An 18,004-nucleotide genomic window follows, 5' to 3' on the forward strand; every position below is an offset into this window, starting at 1 on the left:
GGAGCCGACTTGCCGCGCGTCGACCACTACAACGACCCCAACGCTCCCCAGGCCAACAGCATCCGCGTCGCCGTGAGCGCCTTCGTCCTGGACGACACCGGCCGCCTCCTGATGATCCGCCGCACCGACAACGACCTGTACGCCATCCCCGGCGGCGGCCAGGAAGTGGGGGAGACCGTCGCCGACGCCGTGGTTCGCGAGGTCGCCGAGGAGACCGGCATCGATGTCGAGGTGACCGGCGTGATCGGCATCTACTCAAACCCCGCCCACGTGATCGCCTACGACGACGGCGAGGTTCGCCAGGAGTTCTCCCTCTGCTTCCGCGCCACCCCCACCGGCGGGCAGCCGCGCACAAGCAGCGAATCCAGCGAAGTCGAATGGGTCCCCCGCGAACGCCTGGCCGAGCTCAACATCCACCCGTCCATCCGATTGCGCATCGGCCACGGGTTCGAGGGGCGCCAGGCCCCCTACTTCACCTGATCAGCCAACCGCTGTTCAGTCCGCTCGACCGCACCCAGCAGCTCAGGCCATGCCCACCGGACGAAGCACGACACGATGTCTTCGGGGCCGTAGCGCTTTTGGATCTCCGCCACCCTGTCCGTGACCGTCGTCGGCTTCCCGTCCGGCGTCGTCGTCAGGTCCGCCCACCACAACGCGTCCCGCAGCGCCGTCTTCTCGTCCTCGAACTCCGCCAGCTCAGCCTTTAGCCCCCGCAGCTCCGCCTCAAGCGGCGCACAGGAGTGGTTCGCCACCAGGTTCACCAACCGCGTCGGCGCATCTGTCGTCCGCAGATACCGCGCCCCGTCCAGCGGATGAAACCGCGTCGTCGCCAGCTCCGGGGCGTACCCGATGTCGTGCAGCACCGCCGCCGCCACCAGGAGGTCCCTCTCCTCCCCGAACAGCTCCGCGGCTTGCCGAGCCTTCTCCCCAACCCCCTGCACGTGAGCCCAGCGCCGAGGCAGCGACTCCGCCAGTCGATCACGGGCCAGCTCCGTCGCCCACTCGCTCAGCAGCACGCACTCAGGCTAGGGCCGCCCCCTCCCCCTACGCGCCACATTCTTCTCTTCATCAAGGCGGCTCCCTCGCGGAAGCCGCTCGGCCGCTGAGTACCCCTTGCGGTAGTGGATGTCGCACGCCTGTGTTGATCTCCTCTGAGCCCTGTGTGGGCCGTTCGAGGTCACCAGGAGACGAAACGACGCCGACCAACGAAACGCGTCTTCGCTGGTCAGCGTCGCTGTCAGGCCGTGGAGCTCAGGCCGCCTTGGTCTCCCAGAAGATCTTGTCGATCTCGGCGATCAGGTCGAGCAGCTCCTGGCCCTTGGCCGGGTCCATGGAGCCCTTGGCGCCGGAGGCGCCTGCGGCCTTGGTGGCCTTGTTGAACAGGGTGTGCAGCTCCGGGTACTTCTCGAAGTGCGGGGCCTTGAAGTAGTCGGTCCACAGCACCCACAGGTGGTGCTTGACCAGCTCGGCGCGCTGCTCCTTGATGGCGATGGCGCGGGCGCGGAACTCGGGGTCCTCGTTGCCCTGGTACTTCTCCTGGATCGCCTTGACCGACTCGGCCTCGATGCGGGCCTGGGCCGGGTCGTAGACGCCGCACGGAAGGTCGCAGTGCGCCGTCGCCTCGAGGCGCGGGCCGAGGATGCGCGACAGCAGTCGCATGGGTCCTCCCTGACAGTGAATGCTCCGACGTGCGGAACCCTACTCCGGACGGCCGGAGCGGGCAGGTGGAGGTGATCGTTGGCACCGGTGGGAATAGATCGTTGGCCGCTGCGCAGGCTGCGGGTGCGCGGACCGTCGATGGCGCCGACGCTGCGGGACGGCGACACGCTGCTGATCAGTTTTCGGCGCGCGCCGACGCCGGGGGCGATCGTGCTGGTCCGCTGGGCGGCGCGGCCGGATCAGCTGTCGGTCAAGCGCGCGGTGGAGCCGATCGGGCAACTGTGGCACGTGGTGGGCGACAACGAGTTCGCCTCCACGGACTCCCGCGAGCTGGGCCCGGCGGAGGTGCTGGGCGTGGCCACGTTCCGGCTGCGGCCACGCCCGAGACGGCTCACCTGACGATGGCGCGCAGCTTGTCCTGGTAGGCCACGCAGTCGGCGTAGCTGGGCAGCAGACCGGCCGCCTCCGCCTCGGCCAGGGTGGGGGCGGCCAGGTCCTTCTCGGACAGGATCGGCTCGATGTCGGCCGGCCACGGCAGCGCGAGCGCGGGGTCCATCGGCGTGACGCCGTGCTCGCCGGTCGGGTTGAACGGCTCGGAGCAGATGTAGGCCATCGCGGTGTCGTCGGTCAGCGCCATGAACGAGTGGCCCAGGCCCTCGGAGATGTAGATGGCGTTGAACTTCTCGGCGTTGAGCTCCACGGCCTCCCACTGCCCGAAGGTCGGCGAGCCGACCCGGATGTCCACGACCACGTCGAGCAGCGCGCCGGCCGGGCAGTACACGTACTTGGCCTGGCTGGGCGGCACGTCGGCGAAGTGCACGCCGCGGATGGTGCCCCGGCGGGACACGCTGTGGTTGGTCTGGGCCAGCCGCAGCGGGTAGCCGACGGCCTCGACGAACGCCTCCCCCTGGAACGGCGCGGCGAACATACCCCGGTGATCCGGAAAGGCCGGCGGTGTGAACTCCCAAGAACCTGCGATGTCGAGCTCGCGAACCTGCATGGTGGGCCAGGTTAGTCGCTTGACCGATCGTGAACCGAACTGCCTGCGAAAACTGACCGGTCAGTGCAACAATTCGTACGGACGTCTTGGTAAACCGCCTCTGAGCTGCGCAAAGAATGTGATCCCCGCCGCAGACAGACCGGTGATCGGCTGTCACACTGTGCCAACCCCCGCCGTCGCCTCGACCACGGTTTCGACACCCGGAACGTGAGTGGCCGACCGACCGCAAGGCGTGAGTGACCGACGCGACAGCGCCGGCCGCGATCCACGCGCCCGCCACAATGCCGTGTCACAGATGAGGGACGCCGTGACCGCTGTGAACGAATCCGCCGCCGAACTGACCGACACCGAGATATTTGCCGCCCACGAGGGAGGCAAGCTGGGCACCGACGTGACGGCCCCGCTGGCCGACCCGAAGGCGCTCTCGATCGCCTACACGCCCGGCGTGGCGCGCGTGAGCCGCGCCATCGCCGAGGACCCCGCGCTCGCCGCCCGGTACACCTGGGCCCACCGGCTGGTCGCGGTGGTCAGCGACGGGACCGCGGTGCTGGGCCTCGGTGACATCGGTCCGAGCGCGTCGCTGCCCGTCATGGAGGGCAAGTCCGCGCTGTTCAAGAAGTTCGGCGGGCTGGACTCCATCCCGCTGGTGCTGAGCACCACGAACGTCGACGAGATCGTGGAGACGCTGGTCCGCCTGCGCCCCTCGTTCGGCGCGGTGAACCTGGAGGACATCTCCGCCCCGCGCTGCTTCGAGCTGGAGGCCAAGCTGATCGAGGCGCTGGACTGCCCGGTCATGCACGACGACCAGCACGGCACCGCGATCGTGGTGCTGGCCGCGCTGCGCGGCGCCACCACCGCGCTCGGCCGCAACCCCGCCGACCTGCGCGTGGTCGTGGCCGGGGCCGGCGCGTCCGGCGTGGCCTGCGCGAACATCCTGCTGGCCGGCGGGGTGGGCGAGGTGACGGTGCTGGACTCGCGCGGCATCGTGCACGCCGACCGCGACGACCTGAACCCGGTCAAGCGCGAGCTGGCCGGCCGCACCAACGGCTCGGGCCTGCGCGGCGGCGTCGCCGAGGCGCTGCACGGCGCGGACGTGTTCCTGGGCCTGTCCGGCTCGACGGTGCCGGAGGAGCTGATCGCGACCATGGCCCCCAAGGGCATCGTGTTCGCGCTGTCCAACCCGGACCCGGAGATCCACCCGGCGGTCGCCTCCCGCCACGCCGCGGTGGTGGCGACCGGCCGCAGCGACTTCCCCAACCAGATCAACAACGTGCTGGCCTTCCCGGGTGTGTTCCGGGGCGCGTTGGACTCGGGGGCCCGCCGCATCACCGAGAACATGAAGCTGGCCGCGGCCGAGGCGATCTTCCAGGTCGCCACGGACGAGCTGTCGGTGGACCGGATCGTGCCCAGCGCCCTGGACCCGCGGGTGTCCATCGAGGTCGCGCGGGCGGTGGCGGCCGCCGCTGCGGCAGATGGAGTAGCGTAGGCGTCGGCGCGGACCCGCTCGGCCGGCCGATCCGCTTTTTTCATACGTCGCCAGGATATTGGCGGGGACGGCTGTGAGTTCTGCGGTGGACGCGATACCGTCGCTGGCGTCAGGTGCTCCCCGGGGGTGCGTCGCGACCGACGCACCCCCGGCGCACTGTGATGCAGTCGCCGGCTTGGCCCATCCACGCCGCCCCGGTGGCCGACACGGAAGGGCGGAGCCGTGGCTGAGCGCAGCGGGCAGGGGGGAAGCGCACCCTTCTCCCTCGGTGGTGCCCGCAACGCCGCCCGTCGCGGCCCGATCGAGCTGGGCGGCCTGACCTTGCCCGAGCCGCCGACACTGCGCGTGGACCCCAAGGGCGTCGTCATGCAGGCCAACGCGCCGGCGGCGGCGATGATCGGCGAGCCCGACCCGGACCGCCTTGGCGGCCGTCCGCTGCGGGACCTGTTGACCGGCAACGAGACCGACCTGCGGCTGCGCCGGACCGACGGCACCGAGCTGCCGGTGCGGGTGGTGCACACCCCGGTGCCGGGCACCGGCCTGCACTCCGTGGTGCTGGTGGACGTCTCCGACCTGGCCTCGGCGGCCGCGCAGCTGCGCGAGGAGCGCCGCCGGCTGACCGACGTGCAGCACGTGGCCGGCATCGCCTCCTGGGAGTTCGACCCGGCCACCGGCAAGACGGTGTGGTCGGACAGCCACTACGAGATCCTGGGCGTGGAGCGCGGCTCGGTCGAGCCGGGCGCGCAGGCGGTGCTGGACCTGGTGCACGAGGACGACCTGGAGATGGTCCGGGACTACTGGGCCAACCACCAGTTCTCCGGCGAGCCCATCGACATCGAGTACCGGATCAAGCGGCGCGACGGCGACGTGCGCTGGCTGCGCGGCGAGGCCAAGTCCACGGTCGGCGCGGACGGCCGGCTGGGTCTGGTCACCGGTTACATCCGGGACATCACCGAGCTCAAGACCACCAACACCGAGCTGGCCCACGAGCGGGCCCGGCTGGTCGAGGCCCAGCGCATCGCCCGCATCGGCAGCTGGACGCTGGACGTGAACACCGGCTACACCTACCGCAGCGAGGTGCTGCGGGAGATGTACGAGCAGCTCGGCGGCTCGGCCGACGACAAGAGCTTCATGCCCGGCGTGCACCCCGACGACCAGCAGATGATCGCCGAGATGGTGGAGAAGCTGCGCACCGCCCAGACCGACGAGCCGCTCGAGGTGGAGCTGCGCGACTCCGCGGACCGGGTCTACGTCTGCCGGGCCCGGGCCAAGCTGTCCTCCAGCGGCAAGGTGGAGCAGCTGCTGGGCACCATCCAGGACGTCACCGAGCAGCGGGCGCTGGAGCGGGACCTGCGCGACGAGCGCCGCCGGCTGTCGGACGCGCAGCGGGTGGCCAGCCTGGGCACCTGGGAGTGGAACACCGCCACCGACGACTGCGTCTGGTCGGGCATGATGCGCGAGCTGCTCGGCGTGGACGACGGCGAGCGCGCCACCTACCAGCGCTACATGAGCCTGGTGCACCCCGAGGACCGCGGCTGGGTGGACGAGCTGTGGCAGCAGCTGGCGGTCAACCGCGAGCCGGTGGAGTGCGAGCACCGGATCATCCGGCCGGACGGCATGGTGCGGGTGATGCGCTGCCACGGCGCCTCGGTGCAGAGCAACGGCCCGGTGCTGGTCGGCACCGCGCAGGACGTCACCGCGCAGCGCACCGCCGAGGCGCGGATGAAGCTGTCCAGCCAGCGTTTCACCGACCTGGTCGCGGTCACGCCGGTCGGCATCGGCCTGTTCGACGAGGCCGAGCGGCTGGTCGACGCCAACGACGCGCTGTGCGACCTGCTGGGCATCGACCTCGAGCAGCTGCGCGGCATGACCGCCAGCAGCCTGACGCACCCGGACGAGCCGGTCGGCTGGCTGTCGTCGGCGGCCCGGCTGACCGCCGAGCGCGAGGGCGGATTCAAGGTGCCGCAACGCATTCTGCTGCGGCCGGACGGCGAGCTGGTGTACTGCGAGCTGCACATCGCGATCTCCGTGCAGGACGACGGCCGGCGGTTCTGGCTGGTGGTGTTCCAGGACATCACCGAGCGCCGCCGGGTCGCCGAGGCGCTGCGGCACCAGGCCAACCACGACGAGCTGACCGGGCTGCCCAACCGGGCCGCGGTCAAGGAGACGCTGACCAGGCTGCTGGCCGGCGAGCACGCCGACAAGATCGCGGTGTTGTTCTGCGACATCGACAACTTCAAGCGGGTCAACGACTCCCTCGGCCACGACGCCGGCGACGAGCTGCTGGTGGCGCTGGCCCGGCGGCTGGAGGGCGGGCTGCCGGCCGGCTGCACGGCGGCCCGGATGTCCGGCGACGAGTACGTGATCATCTGCGAGGACATCGACGCGGTCGGCGGCGTGGACGCGCTGGGCACCCGGGTGGCCAGCCTGCTGCGGGCCGCGGTGCCGGTGCACGGGCAGTTGGTGCGGGTGTCGGCCTCGATCGGCGCGACGGTGCCCAACGGCTCCCGGTCCAGCGGCGTCGACCTGCTGCGTTTCGCCGACGCCGCGATGTTCGAGGCCAAACGACGTGGCGCCGGCCGCGTGTCGCTCGCCTCGGCGGCGCTGATCGCCTCGGCCGATCGGCAGGTGCACCTGGAGGGGCAGCTGCGCGAGGCGCTGGCCAAGGACGGGCTGACGCTGCACTTCCAGCCGGTGGTGGGTGTGGACGGCACCGTGCAGACGGCCGAGGCGCTGGTGCGCTGGCCGCACCCGGACCGGGGTCTGCTGGCCCCGGACGCCTTCCTGCCGGTGGCTGAGCAGGGCGACATGATGCGTGAGCTGGACCGGTGGGTGCTGCGCACGGCGCTGCGCGAGGCGTCCACATGGCCGGTGCCCAACGGCAAGCCCGTCGCGGTGGCTGTAAACCTTTCCGGTCTGGTTCCGGGCGACCCCGACTTCGTGGACGCGGTGTCCAACGCCGTGGCCGAGTCCGGCATCGCCTGGGACCGGGTGGTGCTGGAGCTGGTCGAGACCGCGCTGGTCGACCTGCCCTCCAAGACCATGCAGCAGATGGACATCCTGGTGGAGAAGGGCGTCCGGTTCGCCGTGGACGACTTCGGCACCGGCTACTCCTCGCTGGCCCGGCTCAAGGACCTGCCGGCGCAGATCATCAAGGTGGACCGGCGTTTCGTCTCCGGCGTCGGCAACGACCCGTCCGACTTCGCGGTGGCCCGCGCGGTGGTGGACATGGCCCGGGCGATGGGGCGCAGCTGCGTCGCCGAGGGCGTGGAGACCGCGACCCAGTTCCACGTCCTGCACGGCGTCGGCGTCGACGCCTACCAGGGCTGGCTTTTCTCCCGCCCCGTCCCGCCCCGCGAGTTCCGCGCCGTCCTGGCCCTCGGCCCCCTCCACGTCCCCCGCGCCGGCTGAACCCCCGCGAGTCGCGTTTTCCAACAGGGCGGGTCCCGCTCTCAGGCAGAGCCGAGGATCGCCTCGATCCGGTGCCGCGGCAGGTCGATCAGCCGTAGATCCGTCTCGCCCGGGATCTTCGACGCCACCAGCTCCTTGGCCTCCCGCTTGGTCAACGTGCCGCCGGACTCGGCGATCATGGCTTCCCGCAACAGGTTGCCGAGCTTGCCGTGCACGCGGTCGAGCAGGCCGGAACCGGTCCGGGTGGCGACCACGACCGCGTGCTTGCCGTCCGGGGTGCTCCGGTGCAACCGCAGTCGGTACTTGGACGCGACCACAGTGGACAGTGCCTTCTGCCCCCGCTCGTCGCGGAGGTCGGGATGGTTGTTGGGCACCAGCACCGAGAGCTTCTCGGCGTTGCAGGCCAACAGGATCCGCAGCAGCCACGGCCCCGGGTCGGCCGAGGCGTCGACGGTGACCGACCGCCCGGTGCTCGGCTCGGTCCAGTCCGGTTGCCGCACAACGGAATCGCCGGTGAAGGCCAGCAGCGCCGCATCGTCCACAGTGGATGACGACTCGATCGACTGCGGCCCGTGGGTGTAGATGCCGGTGCGCTGGGCCGCCTTGCGGCCGCGGCTGGTGGCTTGGCACACGTAGAGGTCGGCGGCGCTGCCGATGGCCTGCGCCCCGTCGAACCGGTGGAAGCCGGGCAGGATCGCCTCGAACGCCAGCCCGATGCCGAGCAGTTCCTGCTGCACCTTCTGGCCCAGCGCGGGCGTCCGGTCGCTGAAGCCGTAGGCCAGCAGCAGGCGGCCCGATCCGGTGTCGCGCAGGGCCTGCACGCCGCGGCCGGCGAACAGGGCCATGCCCTCGGGCGTGTAGGGCGGGTCGCTGAAGACAAGATCTGACGATTCGGTTACGGCCGGCGGCAGTCCGAAGCGCAGATCCGCATGCAGGCAGCGGATGTTGAGGCCGCGCTCGCGGGCGCGGGTGTCGATGTGCGCCAGCACGCGGTCGTCCAGGTCGACCACGAGCACCGCCACGTCCGGATTGACGGCGGCCACCGCGAGCGAGGTCAGGTCGTGATCGCCGAGGCAGAGCAGGGTACGTCCGGACAGTTCATACTGCTCGTTCAGCCAATCGGCCCGCCGCGCCACGGTCTGCGCGGTCGCCTGCACGTGGTCGAGCGCGGCCAGCGGCGGCGGCACTGTGTCCACATCGGAGCGGATCTGCGCCAGATCCGGCTGCCGGCGCGGCGGAACCGCGAAAGCCTCGGTGTACGAGGTGATCGCGTCGGCCCGGATCTCATATGTGTCACGGTTTCGCACCAGGTCGCCGTCCAGCGCGGACAGCAACTCCTCGACCCCGCGCCGTGGCATGGCCGACTCACGCACGAGTTCGGCCAGCGTGCGCGGGCCCTGGCCGAGCAGACCGATCACGCGGCGTGCCGGCCCGGTGCGCGCTCCGTGGCCGGAAATCAGCGCGCGGGCCTGGTCCAGAGGGGTCACAATCGGGTAAGCCTACTGGCTCGCACATAGTGGAACGCAGTGCCGTTGTCAGGGGCAGCGTCTACTGTCGTGCGCACTACCGCGACGACCGGAGGGATCTCGGGTGATCGAGTTCCAGGCCGTGACCAAGCGGTTCGATGACGGCACCGTCGCCGTCGACGAACTGGACCTGACCGTCGATCCTGGCCGGATCACGGTGTTCGTCGGACCATCGGGCTGCGGCAAGACGACCTCCCTGCGCATGATCAACCGCATGATCGACGCCACCTCGGGCTCGATCCTGGTCGACGGCAAGGATGTCCGCCAGCCGGACCCGCCGCTGCTGCGGCAGGGCATCGGCTACGTGATCCAGCAGGCCGGCCTGTTCCCGCACCGCACCGTGCTGGACAACATCGCCACCGTGCCGCTGCTGGCCGGCTGGAGCCGGGCCAAGGCGCGCAAGCGGGCCGAGGAGCTGCTGGAGACGGTCGGCCTGCCGGCCACCATGGGTGGGCGCTACCCGGCCCAGCTGTCCGGTGGCCAGCAGCAGCGCGTCGGCGTGGCGCGGGCCCTCGCGGTGGACCCGCCGGTGCTGCTGATGGACGAGCCGTTCAGCGCGGTCGACCCGGTGGTCCGCGAGGGCCTTCAGGACGAGCTGCTGCGGCTGCAGGGCGAGCTGGACAAGACGATCGTCTTCGTCACTCACGACATCGACGAGGCGATCAAGCTGGGCGACAAGGTCGCGGTGTTCCGCACCGGCGGCATCCTGGCCCAGTACGACACTCCGGCCGAGCTGCTGGCCCGCCCGGCCGACGAGTTCGTGGCCAACTTCGTCGGCCGCGACCGCGGCTACCGCGCGCTGGGCTTCCTGGCCGCCTCCGGGCTGGGCATCGGCGAGCTGGCCGGCGTCCGCGTCGGCGCGACCGTGGCGCAGGCCAAGGCGGCGCTGCGCGACGGCTGGGTGGTCGTGGTGGACGAGCGAAACCACCCGTGCGGCTGGCTTTCCGCCGATCGACTGTCCACTGTGGAGGACTCGGCCACGGTGACCGCGGACCTGCTGCTGGCCGGCGGATCCCTGTACGACACCGAGCACGGCTCGCTGCGCAGCGCCCTGGACGCGGCGCTCAGCTCGCCGTCGGCGCTGGGCGTCGCGGTGGACGCCGCCGGCACGCTGGTCGGTTCGATCACCGCCGACGAGGTGCTGCGGGCGCTGGCGGCGGCGCGCACCGCCGGCGAGGTCCCGCGATGACGTGGGTGTTCGACCACGCGGGGTTGCTCGGCGACCTCACCGTGACGCACGTCTACCTGTCGGTGCTGCCGGTGGTGATCGGCCTGATCATCGCCATCCCGCTGGGCTGGGCGGCCAGCCGCTGGCGGGCGGCGCGGGCGGTGCTGCTCACGGTGAGCGGCCTGCTCTACACCATCCCGTCGCTGGCGCTGATCGTCATCCTGCCGGCGCTGATCGCCACCAAGACGCTGGACCCGGCCAACGTGATCATCACGCTCAGCGTGTACACGGTGGCGCTGCTGGTCCGCTCCATCGCCGACGCGCTCTCGGCGGTGCCCCCGACCATCGTCGCCGCGGCCACCGCGATCGGCTACCGGCCGCTGCGGCGCTTCGTCGGCGTGGAGTTCCCGCTGGCCATCCCGGTCGTGGTGGCCGGCCTGCGGGTGGCCATGGTGTCCAACATCAGCCTGGTCAGCGTGGGCGCGCTGATCGGCATCGCCGGCTACGGCCAGCTGTTCACCGAGGGCTTCCAGCGCCAGATCGTGGCCGAGATCCTCGCCGGCATCGTGGCGACGCTGGTGCTGGCCCTGATCGCCGACGTGCTGCTCCAGCTGATCGGGCGGCTCGTGACCCCGTGGACCAGGGTGGGGAGGTAGGCCGTGAACCTGTTGACGAGCTGGCTGTTCGACCCGACCAACTGGAGCGGCTCCACCGGCGTGCCGAGCCGGCTGGTCGAGCACCTCGGCTACACCGCGCTGGCCCTGCTGATCGCCTTCGTGATCGGCTTCCCGCTGGGCGCGCTGGTCGGGCACACCAACCGCGGCGGCTTCGTGCTGGTCGGCGCGGCCAACGTGCTGCGGGCGCTGCCCACCGTCGGCGTGCTGACGCTGGTGGTGCTGCTGGCCGGCATCGGGCTGGTGCCGCCGATCGCCGCGCTCACCCTGCTGGCCATCCCGCCGATCATGGCCGGCGCCTACGCCGGCATCCAGGCGGTGGAGCCGGTCGTGGTGGACGCGGCCCGGGGCGTGGGCATGACCGAGCGCGAGGTGCTGTTCCGGGTCGAGATCCCCAACGCCCTGCCGCTGATCTTCGGCGGCGTGCGCAGCGCCGCGTTGCAGGTGGTGGCCACCGCGACCGTCGCCGCCTACGTGGGGCTGGGCGGCCTCGGCCGCTACGTGTTCGACGGCCTCGCGCAGCACGACTATCCGCAGATGGCGGGCGGCGCGATCCTGGTCGCCGTGCTCGCGGTGCTGGTCGAGCTGGTGCTCACCGGCGTGCAACGGCTGGTTGTCTCACCCGGGCTGCGCCCGGTGAGGACGAGTGGAGGAATCCAGAGATGAAGCGAACCGTAGCCGGCCTGGTCACCGTCCTGGTGGCGGCGCTCGGCCTGACCGCGTGTGGTGGGGGCTCCGGTAGCGACCCGCTGGCCGGGGGCAGCAGTGGCTCCCAGTCCCCGTCCGACACGATCACCATCGGGTCGGCCAACTTCGCCGAGAGCCAGCTGCTGGCCGAGATCTACGCGGCCGCGCTGACCAAGGCCGGCGTGAAGGTCAGCAAGAAGCTGAACATCGGCAGCCGGGAGACCTACATCCCGGCGCTCAAGGACGGCTCCATCGACCTGATCCCGGAGTACTCCGGCACGCTGCTGCAGTACTTCGACAAGAACGCCACCGCCACCAGTGCCGACGACGTCTTCGCGGCCCTGCCCAAGGCGCTGCCCAGCGGCCTGTCGGTGCTGGACAAGTCGTCGGCCGAGGACAAGGACGCCGTCGTCGTCACCAAGGAGACGGCCGACAAGTACAACGCCAAGTCCATCGCCGACCTGGCCCCGCACTGCGGCGACCTGGTGGTCGGCGCGGCGCCGGAGTTCCAGAAGCGGCCGGACGGCCTGCCCGGCCTGGCCAAGAACTACAACTGCACGTTCAAGGACTTCAAGTCGCTGGACGCCGGCAGCACGCTGACCGTCGCCGCGCTGAAGCAGGGCAGCATCCAGGCCGCGGACATGTTCACCACGGACCCGACCATCACCAACAACGGCTGGATCGTGCTGGAGGACCCGAAGTTCAACTTCGCCGCCCAGAACGTGCTGCCGCTGATCAACACCAGCAAGGCCACCGACACGGTGAAGAAGACGCTCAACGCCATCTCGGCCAAGCTGGACACCAAGACCCTGATCGACCTCAACGGCAAGCTCGGCGCGCCGGACAAGCCGGACCCGGCCAAGGTCGCCTCCGACTGGCTGGCCTCGGCCGGCCTCTGACCCACACCCGAACCCCGGCGAGTCCCGTCCACAGTCACACCGAACTGTATGAATCCGTTTCATCAGTTCGGTGTGACGCTCAGCGGGACTCGCCGGGGTTCACTTGTGGCCGCCTATGCGGAGGGTGAGTTCCTCGGCTGACCGGCGCACCTCGGCGGCCACCTCCGGCCAGTCAAGGCCGCAAGCGCTTGCGGTGCCGCAGACGTGCCGGAACGTCGTGCTGATGGCGGCGATGGGACGGCCGCCGTGGTCGAAGACCGGGGCCGCCACCGAGGCGAAGTCGGCGGTCACGAAACCGTCCTCGACGAACCAGCCGCGCTGCCGCTCGGCCGATAGGAGCCGGCGCAGGGAGGGCAGGTCGCGGGGCCCACGGCCGGTGCGGTCGACGAAGCTGCCCGTGCCCGGGAACAGGGCCCGGACCTGGGCCGGCAGCAGGTGGGCCAGCATCGCGCGGCCGGAGGCCGGCAGGTGGGCCGGCAGCCGCACGCCGACGTCGGAGACCAGGGTGTTGGGCTGGCGGGGCTGCTCCCGCAGCAGGTAGAGGGCCTCGGCGCCGTGCAGGACGCCGAGGTGGGCGGTGGTCTCGGTGCGGTCGACGAGCCGCCGCAGCAGCGGGCGGGCCAGGCGTTCGAGCGGATCGTGGCGCAGGTACGCGGAGCCGAGTTCGAAGGCCGCCACCCCGAGCCCGTAGCGGCGTTCCTCCGGCAGGTGCGTCACGAAGCCGGCGTCGGACAGCTCGGCCAGCAGGTGGTACGCCGTCGACCTGGGCAGATCCAGCTCGCGGGCGATCATCGCGGCCGACATCGGGCCCGGCCGGGTGGACAGCAGCCGCAGCACGGCCAGTCCCCGGCGCAGCGCCGGCACATCGCTACTGCTACCCATGGGTACACCTCGGCACGTCTGGTATCCCAGACACTCTCACCCGTCCCGCACTCGTGCAAGCCGCCGCCACCAGCTGTGATGGTGCACATGGCACACCCGGAGGCAGTGCAGCTCGGCGCGAAGCCGCTGCGTCGTGACGAGGTCGTCGCGGTCGCCCGCGACGGCGTGGCGGTCGAGCTGGAACCGGCCGCGGTCGAGGCCGTCACCACGGCCCGGGCGCACATCGAGGAGCTGGCCAACGCGACCACGCCCACCTACGGCGTGTCGACCGGCTTCGGCGCGCTCGCCGTCCGGCACATCCCGCCGGACCGGCGCGCCCAGCTCCAGCGTTCGCTGATCCGCTCGCACGCCGCCGGCGCGGGCCCCGAGGTCGAGCGCGAGGTGATCCGCGCCCTGGCCCTGCTGCGGCTGCGCACGCTGGCCACCGGCCACACCGGCGTTCGTCCGTCCACTGTGGACGCGATGGCCCGGATGCTCAACGCCGGCATCACGCCGATCGTGCACGAGTACGGCTCGCTGGGCTGCTCCGGCGACCTGGCCCCGCTGTCCTCGGTCGCCCTGGCGCTGATCGGCGAGGGGCAGGTGCGGGACGCCGACGGTGTGCTCAAGCCCGCGGCCGAGGCCCTGGCCGAGGCCGGCATCGAGCCGGTGGCGCTGGCCGAGAAGGAGGGCCTGGCCATGATCAACGGCACCGACGGCATGCTCGGCATGCTGGTGCTGGCGATCACCGACCTGGCCAAGCTGCTGGACATCGCCGACCTCACCGCGGCCATGAGCGTGGAGGCCCTGCTGGGCACCGACCGCGTGTTCGCCCCCGACCTCCAGGCCCTGCGCCCGCACCCGGGCCAGGCCCGCTCGGCGGCGCACATGACCAAGATCCTGGCCGGCTCCGAGATCATGGAGAGCCACCGCGGCCCCGACTGCACCCGCGTGCAGGACGCGTACTCGCTGCGCTGCTCGCCGCAGGTGCACGGCGCGGCCCGCGACACCCTGGCCCACGCCGAGCTGGTGGCCGATCGCGAGCTGGACTCGGCGATCGACAACCCGGCGGTGCTGGCCGACGGCCGGGTCGAGTCCAACGGCAACTTCCACGGCGCGCCGGTCGCGTACGTGCTCGACTTCCTGGCCATCCCGGTCGCCGACGTGGCCAGCATGGCCGAGCGCCGCACCGACCGGATGCTGGACGTGGCCCGCTCGCACGGCCTGCCGCCGTTCCTGGCCGACGACCCGGGCGTGGACTCCGGGCACATGATCGCCCACTACACGCAGGCCGCGGTGGTGTCCGAGCTCAAGCGGCTGGCCGTGCCGGCCAGCGTGGACTCCATCCCGTCCAGCGCCATGCAGGAGGACCACGTCTCGATGGGCTGGTCGGCGGCGCGCAAGCTGCGCAAGGCCGTCGACGGCCTGACCACCGTGCTGTCCATCGAACTGCTCACCGCGGCCCGCGCGCTGGACCTGCGCGCCCCGCTCAAGCCGGCGCCGGCCACCGCCGCCGTCGTCGCGCTGCTCCGGGAGCACGTCCAGGGCCCCGGACCCGACCGCCACCTGGCCCCGGAGATCGCGGCCACCGAAGCGCTCGTCCGCAGTGGACTGATCGCGCGCACCGTCGAGGAGAACTCCTGATGACCGAGATCCGGGCCGCCCGGGGCACCCAGCTGACCGCGCGCAGCTGGCAGACCGAGGCGCCGCTGCGCATGCTGCACAACAACCTGGACCCGGAGGTCGCCGAGCGCCCCGAGGACCTGGTGGTCTACGGCGGCACCGGCAAGGCCGCCCGCGACTGGCCCAGCTTCGACGCCATCTCCCGCGAGCTGACCACGCTGTCCGACGACGAGACGCTGCTGGTGCAGTCCGGCCGCCCGGTCGGCGTGCTGCGCACCCACGAGTGGGCCCCGCGCGTGCTGATCGCCAACTCCAACCTGGTGCCGGACTGGGCCAACTGGCCCGAGTTCCGCCGCCTGGAGGCCGCCGGCCTGACCATGTACGGCCAGATGACCGCCGGTTCGTGGATCTACATCGGCACCCAGGGCATCCTCCAGGGCACCTACGAGACGTTCGCGGCCGTGGCCGAGAAGCGCTTCGGCGGCACCCTCGCCGGCACGTTGACCGTCACTGCCGGCCTCGGCGGCATGGGCGGCGCGCAGCCGCTGGCCGTCACCATGAACGACGGTGTGGCGCTGTGCATCGACGTCGACCCCGTGCGCGCGCAGCGCCGGGTCGAGCACCGGTACCTGGACGAGATCGCCACCGACCTGGACGACGCGATCCGCCGGGTGGAGACCGCCAAGAAGGAGCGCAAGGCGCTGTCGGTAGGCCTGGTCGGCAACGCCGCCGAGGTGCTGCCGGAGCTGCTGCGCCGCGGCGTCGAGGTCGACATCGTCACCGACCAGACCTCGGCCCACGACCCGCTGTCGTACCTGCCGGTCGGCGTGGATCTGGCCGACTGGCACGACTATGCGGCGAAGAAGCCCGAGGAGTTCACCGACCGCGCCCGCGCCTCGATGGCCGCGCACGTGGAGGCCATGGTCGGCTTCCAGGACGGCGGCGCCGAGGTCTTCGACTACGGCAACTCGCTGCGCGGCGAGGCCAAGCTGGGCGGCTACGAGCGGGCCTTCGAGTTCCCCGGCTTCGTGCCGGCCTACATCCGGCCGCTGTTCTGCGAGGGCAAGGGCCCCTTCCGCTGGGCCGCGCTGTCCGGCGACCCGGCCGACATCGCCGCCACCGACAAGGCGATCCTGGAGCTGTTCCCGGACAACGAGCCGCTCAAGCGCTGGATCAAGATGGCCGGCGAACGTGTTGCCTTCCAAGGACTTCCGGCCCGCATCTGCTGGCTGGGCTATGGCGAGCGGCACCTGGCCGGCCTGCGCTTCAACGAGATGGTGGCCAGCGGCGAGCTGTCCGCGCCGGTGGTCATCGGCCGCGACCACCTCGACTGCGGCTCGGTCGCGTCCCCGTACCGGGAGACCGAGGGCATGGCCGACGGCTCCGACGCCATCGCCGACTGGCCGCTGCTCAACGCCCTGGTCAACACCGCCTCCGGCGCGACGTGGGTGTCCATCCACCACGGCGGCGGCGTCGGCATCGGCCGGTCCATCCATGCCGGCCAGGTCACCGTGGCCGACGGCACCGCGCTGGCCGGGCAGAAGATCGAGCGGGTGCTGACCAACGACCCGGGCATGGGCGTGCTGCGGCACGTGGACGCCGGCTACGCGCTGGCCGACCAGGTCGCGCAGGACAAGGGCGTCAAGATCCCCATGAAGGCCAACTGATGACGGCTACCGGCCTGCTGGCCGCGATCGCCGACGTCGGCGCGGACCGGACCCGCGGAGGGTACTCCCGCCACGGGTTCGACCGGGTCGAGCTGGAGCTGCGCGAGTGGTTCGTGGCCGAGGCCGTCAAGCGCGGCCTGTCGGTGGAGACCGACCGCAACGGCAACATCTGGGCGTGGTGGGGAAACCCCGGCCCGGACGCCGTGATCACCGGCAGCCACCTGGACTCGGTGCCCGGCGGCGGCGCGTTCGACGGGCCGCTGGGCGTGGTTTCCGCGCTGGCGGCGGTGGATGTGCTGCGGGCCAAGGGTTTTGTGCCCCGCAGGCCGATCGCCGTTGTGGTGTTCGTCGAGGAGGAGGGCGGCCGGTTCGGCGTGCCCTGCCTCGGCTCGCGGCTGATGACCGGCGCGATCGACGCCGACAAGGCCCGGGCCCTGGTCGACTCGGACGGCGTGTCGCTGGCCGACGCGATCACGGCCGCCGGCGCGGACCCGTCCACCCTGGGGCCGGACGAGGAAGCGTTGGCACGTATCGGTTGTTTCGTCGAGCTGCACGTGGAACAGGGCCGTGGGCTCACCGTTGCGGTCGGGGTGGCGTCGTCGATCCTGGCCCACGGCCGGTGGCGGTTCACCTTCACCGGCGAGGGAAACCACGCCGGGGCAACGCTGATGGGCGACCGTCGCGACCCGATGGTGCCGGCGGCGTCGCTGGTTCTGGCCGCCCGCAAGGCGGCCGTCGGCGGGGCGCGGGCGACCGTGGGGCGCATCGTGCCGATTCCCGGTGGCACCAACGTGATCCCGTCCCAGGTCGACGTGTGGCTGGATGCCCGAGCCGCGGATGACGCCACCACCAAGTCGGTGGTGGCGGAGATCCAGGCGATGGCCCGGCTGGCGGCGTCTGAGGAGGGCTGCGGGGTCCGCATCACCCAGGAGTCCTACGGCGACACCGTGGTGTTCGACGAGGTTCTCCGGGACGATCTGTCCACTGTGCTCGGTGGAGTGCCGGCGTTGCCGACCGGGGCCGGGCACGACGCCGGCATCCTGGCCAGCCGCGTGCCGACCGCGATGTTGTTCGTGCGCAACCCGACCGGCGTCAGCCACGCGCCGGAGGAGTACGCCGAGCCGGACGACTGCGAGGCCGGAGTCGCCGCGCTGGCGACGACTCTGGAGCATCTGGCCGCGTGATCTACTGGTGTGAGCGGGCTTGGCTGCCCGAGGGCGTGGTCGCCGGCGTGCTCGTGCACGTCGGCGACGACGGCCGCCTCGAGAAACAGTCCACATAGGACACAAAGCCGGCGGATGCCCCCCCCCCGAACGGCATCGTGCTGCCCGGTTTAGCCAACC

Annotated in this window: 16 protein-coding genes; 11 read left to right on the forward strand and 5 right to left on the reverse strand. The window is 71.5% G+C overall.

The annotated features are described in order from the left end of the window. The first annotated feature begins 9 nt into the window (after positions 1-9). Positions 10-480 (forward strand): NUDIX hydrolase, encoded by a 471-nt coding sequence (locus ACIG5F_RS23450; protein WP_396520726.1) that lies wholly within the window; start codon positions 10-12, stop codon positions 478-480. Here the strand turns inward: ACIG5F_RS23450 and ACIG5F_RS23455 are convergent. Both ACIG5F_RS23455 and sodN read right to left on the reverse strand, forming a co-directional pair. Next, a complete protein-coding gene (locus tag ACIG5F_RS23455) occupies positions 468-1,016 on the reverse strand; it encodes an HD domain-containing protein (protein WP_396520728.1) in 549 nt (182 codons plus the stop codon). The genes ACIG5F_RS23450 and ACIG5F_RS23455 overlap by 13 nt on opposite strands. Positions 1,017-1,251: 235 nt before the next feature. After that, positions 1,252-1,653, reverse strand: a complete 402-nt coding sequence (sodN, locus tag ACIG5F_RS23460; protein WP_396521201.1) for a superoxide dismutase, Ni — start codon at positions 1,651-1,653, stop codon at positions 1,252-1,254. A 93-nt stretch (positions 1,654-1,746) separates the two neighbouring features. Here sodN and ACIG5F_RS23465 point away from each other — a divergent pair, with 93 nt between their 5' ends. Next, positions 1,747-2,058: a S24 family peptidase gene (locus ACIG5F_RS23465; protein WP_396520730.1), complete on the forward strand. Its 312-nt coding sequence runs from the start codon at positions 1,747-1,749 to the stop codon at positions 2,056-2,058. Here the strand turns inward: ACIG5F_RS23465 and ACIG5F_RS23470 are convergent. Continuing rightward, complete coding sequence (locus ACIG5F_RS23470; protein WP_396520732.1) at positions 2,051-2,659, reverse strand: dTDP-4-dehydrorhamnose 3,5-epimerase family protein; 609 nt, start codon at positions 2,657-2,659, stop codon at positions 2,051-2,053. The genes ACIG5F_RS23465 and ACIG5F_RS23470 overlap by 8 nt on opposite strands. Positions 2,660-2,954: 295 nt before the next feature. On the opposite strand from ACIG5F_RS23470, the gene ACIG5F_RS23475 reads away from it, so the two are divergent. Then, positions 2,955-4,145 (forward strand): NADP-dependent malic enzyme, encoded by a 1,191-nt coding sequence (locus tag ACIG5F_RS23475; protein WP_396520734.1) that lies wholly within the window; start codon positions 2,955-2,957, stop codon positions 4,143-4,145. 222 nt (positions 4,146-4,367) lie between these two features. Then, a complete protein-coding gene (locus ACIG5F_RS23480) occupies positions 4,368-7,556 on the forward strand; it encodes an EAL domain-containing protein (protein ID WP_396520736.1) in 3,189 nt (1,062 codons plus the stop codon). 41 nt (positions 7,557-7,597) lie between these two features. On the opposite strand, the gene ACIG5F_RS23485 is transcribed toward ACIG5F_RS23480, so the two are convergent. Continuing rightward, positions 7,598-9,043 carry a bis-aminopropyl spermidine synthase family protein gene (locus ACIG5F_RS23485; protein WP_396520738.1) on the reverse strand — a complete coding sequence of 482 codons (1,446 nt, stop codon included), beginning with the start codon at positions 9,041-9,043 and terminating at the stop codon, positions 7,598-7,600. 103 nt (positions 9,044-9,146) lie between these two features. Between ACIG5F_RS23485 and ACIG5F_RS23490 the strand changes: the two genes are divergently transcribed. The 4 genes from ACIG5F_RS23490 to ACIG5F_RS23505 are packed head-to-tail and all read left to right on the forward strand — an operon-like array spanning position 9,147 to position 12,510. Beyond that, positions 9,147-10,271 carry an ABC transporter ATP-binding protein gene (locus ACIG5F_RS23490; protein WP_396520740.1) on the forward strand — a complete coding sequence of 375 codons (1,125 nt, stop codon included), beginning with the start codon at positions 9,147-9,149 and terminating at the stop codon, positions 10,269-10,271. Beyond that, complete coding sequence (locus ACIG5F_RS23495; protein WP_396520742.1) at positions 10,268-10,906, forward strand: ABC transporter permease; 639 nt, start codon at positions 10,268-10,270, stop codon at positions 10,904-10,906. Before ACIG5F_RS23490 ends, ACIG5F_RS23495 begins: the two co-directional genes overlap by 4 nt. A 3-nt stretch (positions 10,907-10,909) precedes the next feature. Beyond that, positions 10,910-11,590: an ABC transporter permease gene (locus ACIG5F_RS23500; protein WP_396520744.1), complete on the forward strand. Its 681-nt coding sequence runs from the start codon at positions 10,910-10,912 to the stop codon at positions 11,588-11,590. Beyond that, positions 11,587-12,510: a glycine betaine ABC transporter substrate-binding protein gene (locus tag ACIG5F_RS23505; protein WP_396520746.1), complete on the forward strand. Its 924-nt coding sequence runs from the start codon at positions 11,587-11,589 to the stop codon at positions 12,508-12,510. The genes ACIG5F_RS23500 and ACIG5F_RS23505 overlap by 4 nt, the downstream gene beginning before the upstream one ends. A gap of 99 nt (positions 12,511-12,609) precedes the next feature. Here the strand turns inward: ACIG5F_RS23505 and ACIG5F_RS23510 are convergent, their stop codons facing one another. Further along, positions 12,610-13,392 carry an IclR family transcriptional regulator gene (locus tag ACIG5F_RS23510; protein ID WP_396520748.1) on the reverse strand — a complete coding sequence of 261 codons (783 nt, stop codon included), beginning with the start codon at positions 13,390-13,392 and terminating at the stop codon, positions 12,610-12,612. Between the two features lie 87 nt (positions 13,393-13,479). On the opposite strand from ACIG5F_RS23510, the gene hutH reads away from it, so the two are divergent. Genes hutH through ACIG5F_RS23525 form a run of 3 tightly spaced genes read left to right on the forward strand, consistent with a single transcriptional unit; the run spans position 13,480 to position 17,845 of the window. After that, entirely contained in the window at positions 13,480-15,015 is a 1,536-nt protein-coding gene (hutH, locus tag ACIG5F_RS23515; protein ID WP_396520750.1) for a histidine ammonia-lyase, read from the forward strand. Continuing rightward, the gene (gene hutU, locus ACIG5F_RS23520; RefSeq protein WP_396520752.1) at positions 15,015-16,661 is read left to right on the forward strand and encodes a urocanate hydratase; all 1,647 of its coding nucleotides are present in this window, start codon (positions 15,015-15,017) and stop codon (positions 16,659-16,661) included. The genes hutH and hutU overlap by 1 nt, the downstream gene beginning before the upstream one ends. Then, entirely contained in the window at positions 16,661-17,845 is a 1,185-nt protein-coding gene (locus ACIG5F_RS23525; protein ID WP_396520754.1) for an allantoate amidohydrolase, read from the forward strand. The genes hutU and ACIG5F_RS23525 overlap by 1 nt, the downstream gene beginning before the upstream one ends. Positions 17,846-18,004 lie beyond the last annotated feature (159 nt).

It is taken from the genome of Kutzneria sp. NPDC052558, assembly GCF_044547355.1.
Taxonomy (GTDB): domain Bacteria; phylum Actinomycetota; class Actinomycetes; order Mycobacteriales; family Pseudonocardiaceae; genus Kutzneria.

What these genes read in the sequence shown, in the direction of transcription:
- ACIG5F_RS23470 (WP_396520732.1), bottom strand. Translation starts at nt 2,659, where the DNA reads ATGCAGGTTCGCGAGCTCGACATCGCAGGTTCTTGGGAGTTCACACCG.
- ACIG5F_RS23475 (WP_396520734.1), top strand. Translation starts at nt 2,955, where the DNA reads ATGAGGGACGCCGTGACCGCTGTGAACGAATCCGCCGCCGAACTGACC.
- ACIG5F_RS23495 (WP_396520742.1), top strand. Translation starts at nt 10,268, where the DNA reads ATGACGTGGGTGTTCGACCACGCGGGGTTGCTCGGCGACCTCACCGTG.
- ACIG5F_RS23505 (WP_396520746.1), top strand. Translation starts at nt 11,587, where the DNA reads ATGAAGCGAACCGTAGCCGGCCTGGTCACCGTCCTGGTGGCGGCGCTC.
- ACIG5F_RS23510 (WP_396520748.1), bottom strand. Translation starts at nt 13,392, where the DNA reads ATGGGTAGCAGTAGCGATGTGCCGGCGCTGCGCCGGGGACTGGCCGTG.
- hutH (WP_396520750.1), top strand. Translation starts at nt 13,480, where the DNA reads ATGGCACACCCGGAGGCAGTGCAGCTCGGCGCGAAGCCGCTGCGTCGT.
- hutU (WP_396520752.1), top strand. Translation starts at nt 15,015, where the DNA reads ATGACCGAGATCCGGGCCGCCCGGGGCACCCAGCTGACCGCGCGCAGC.
- ACIG5F_RS23525 (WP_396520754.1), top strand. Translation starts at nt 16,661, where the DNA reads ATGACGGCTACCGGCCTGCTGGCCGCGATCGCCGACGTCGGCGCGGAC.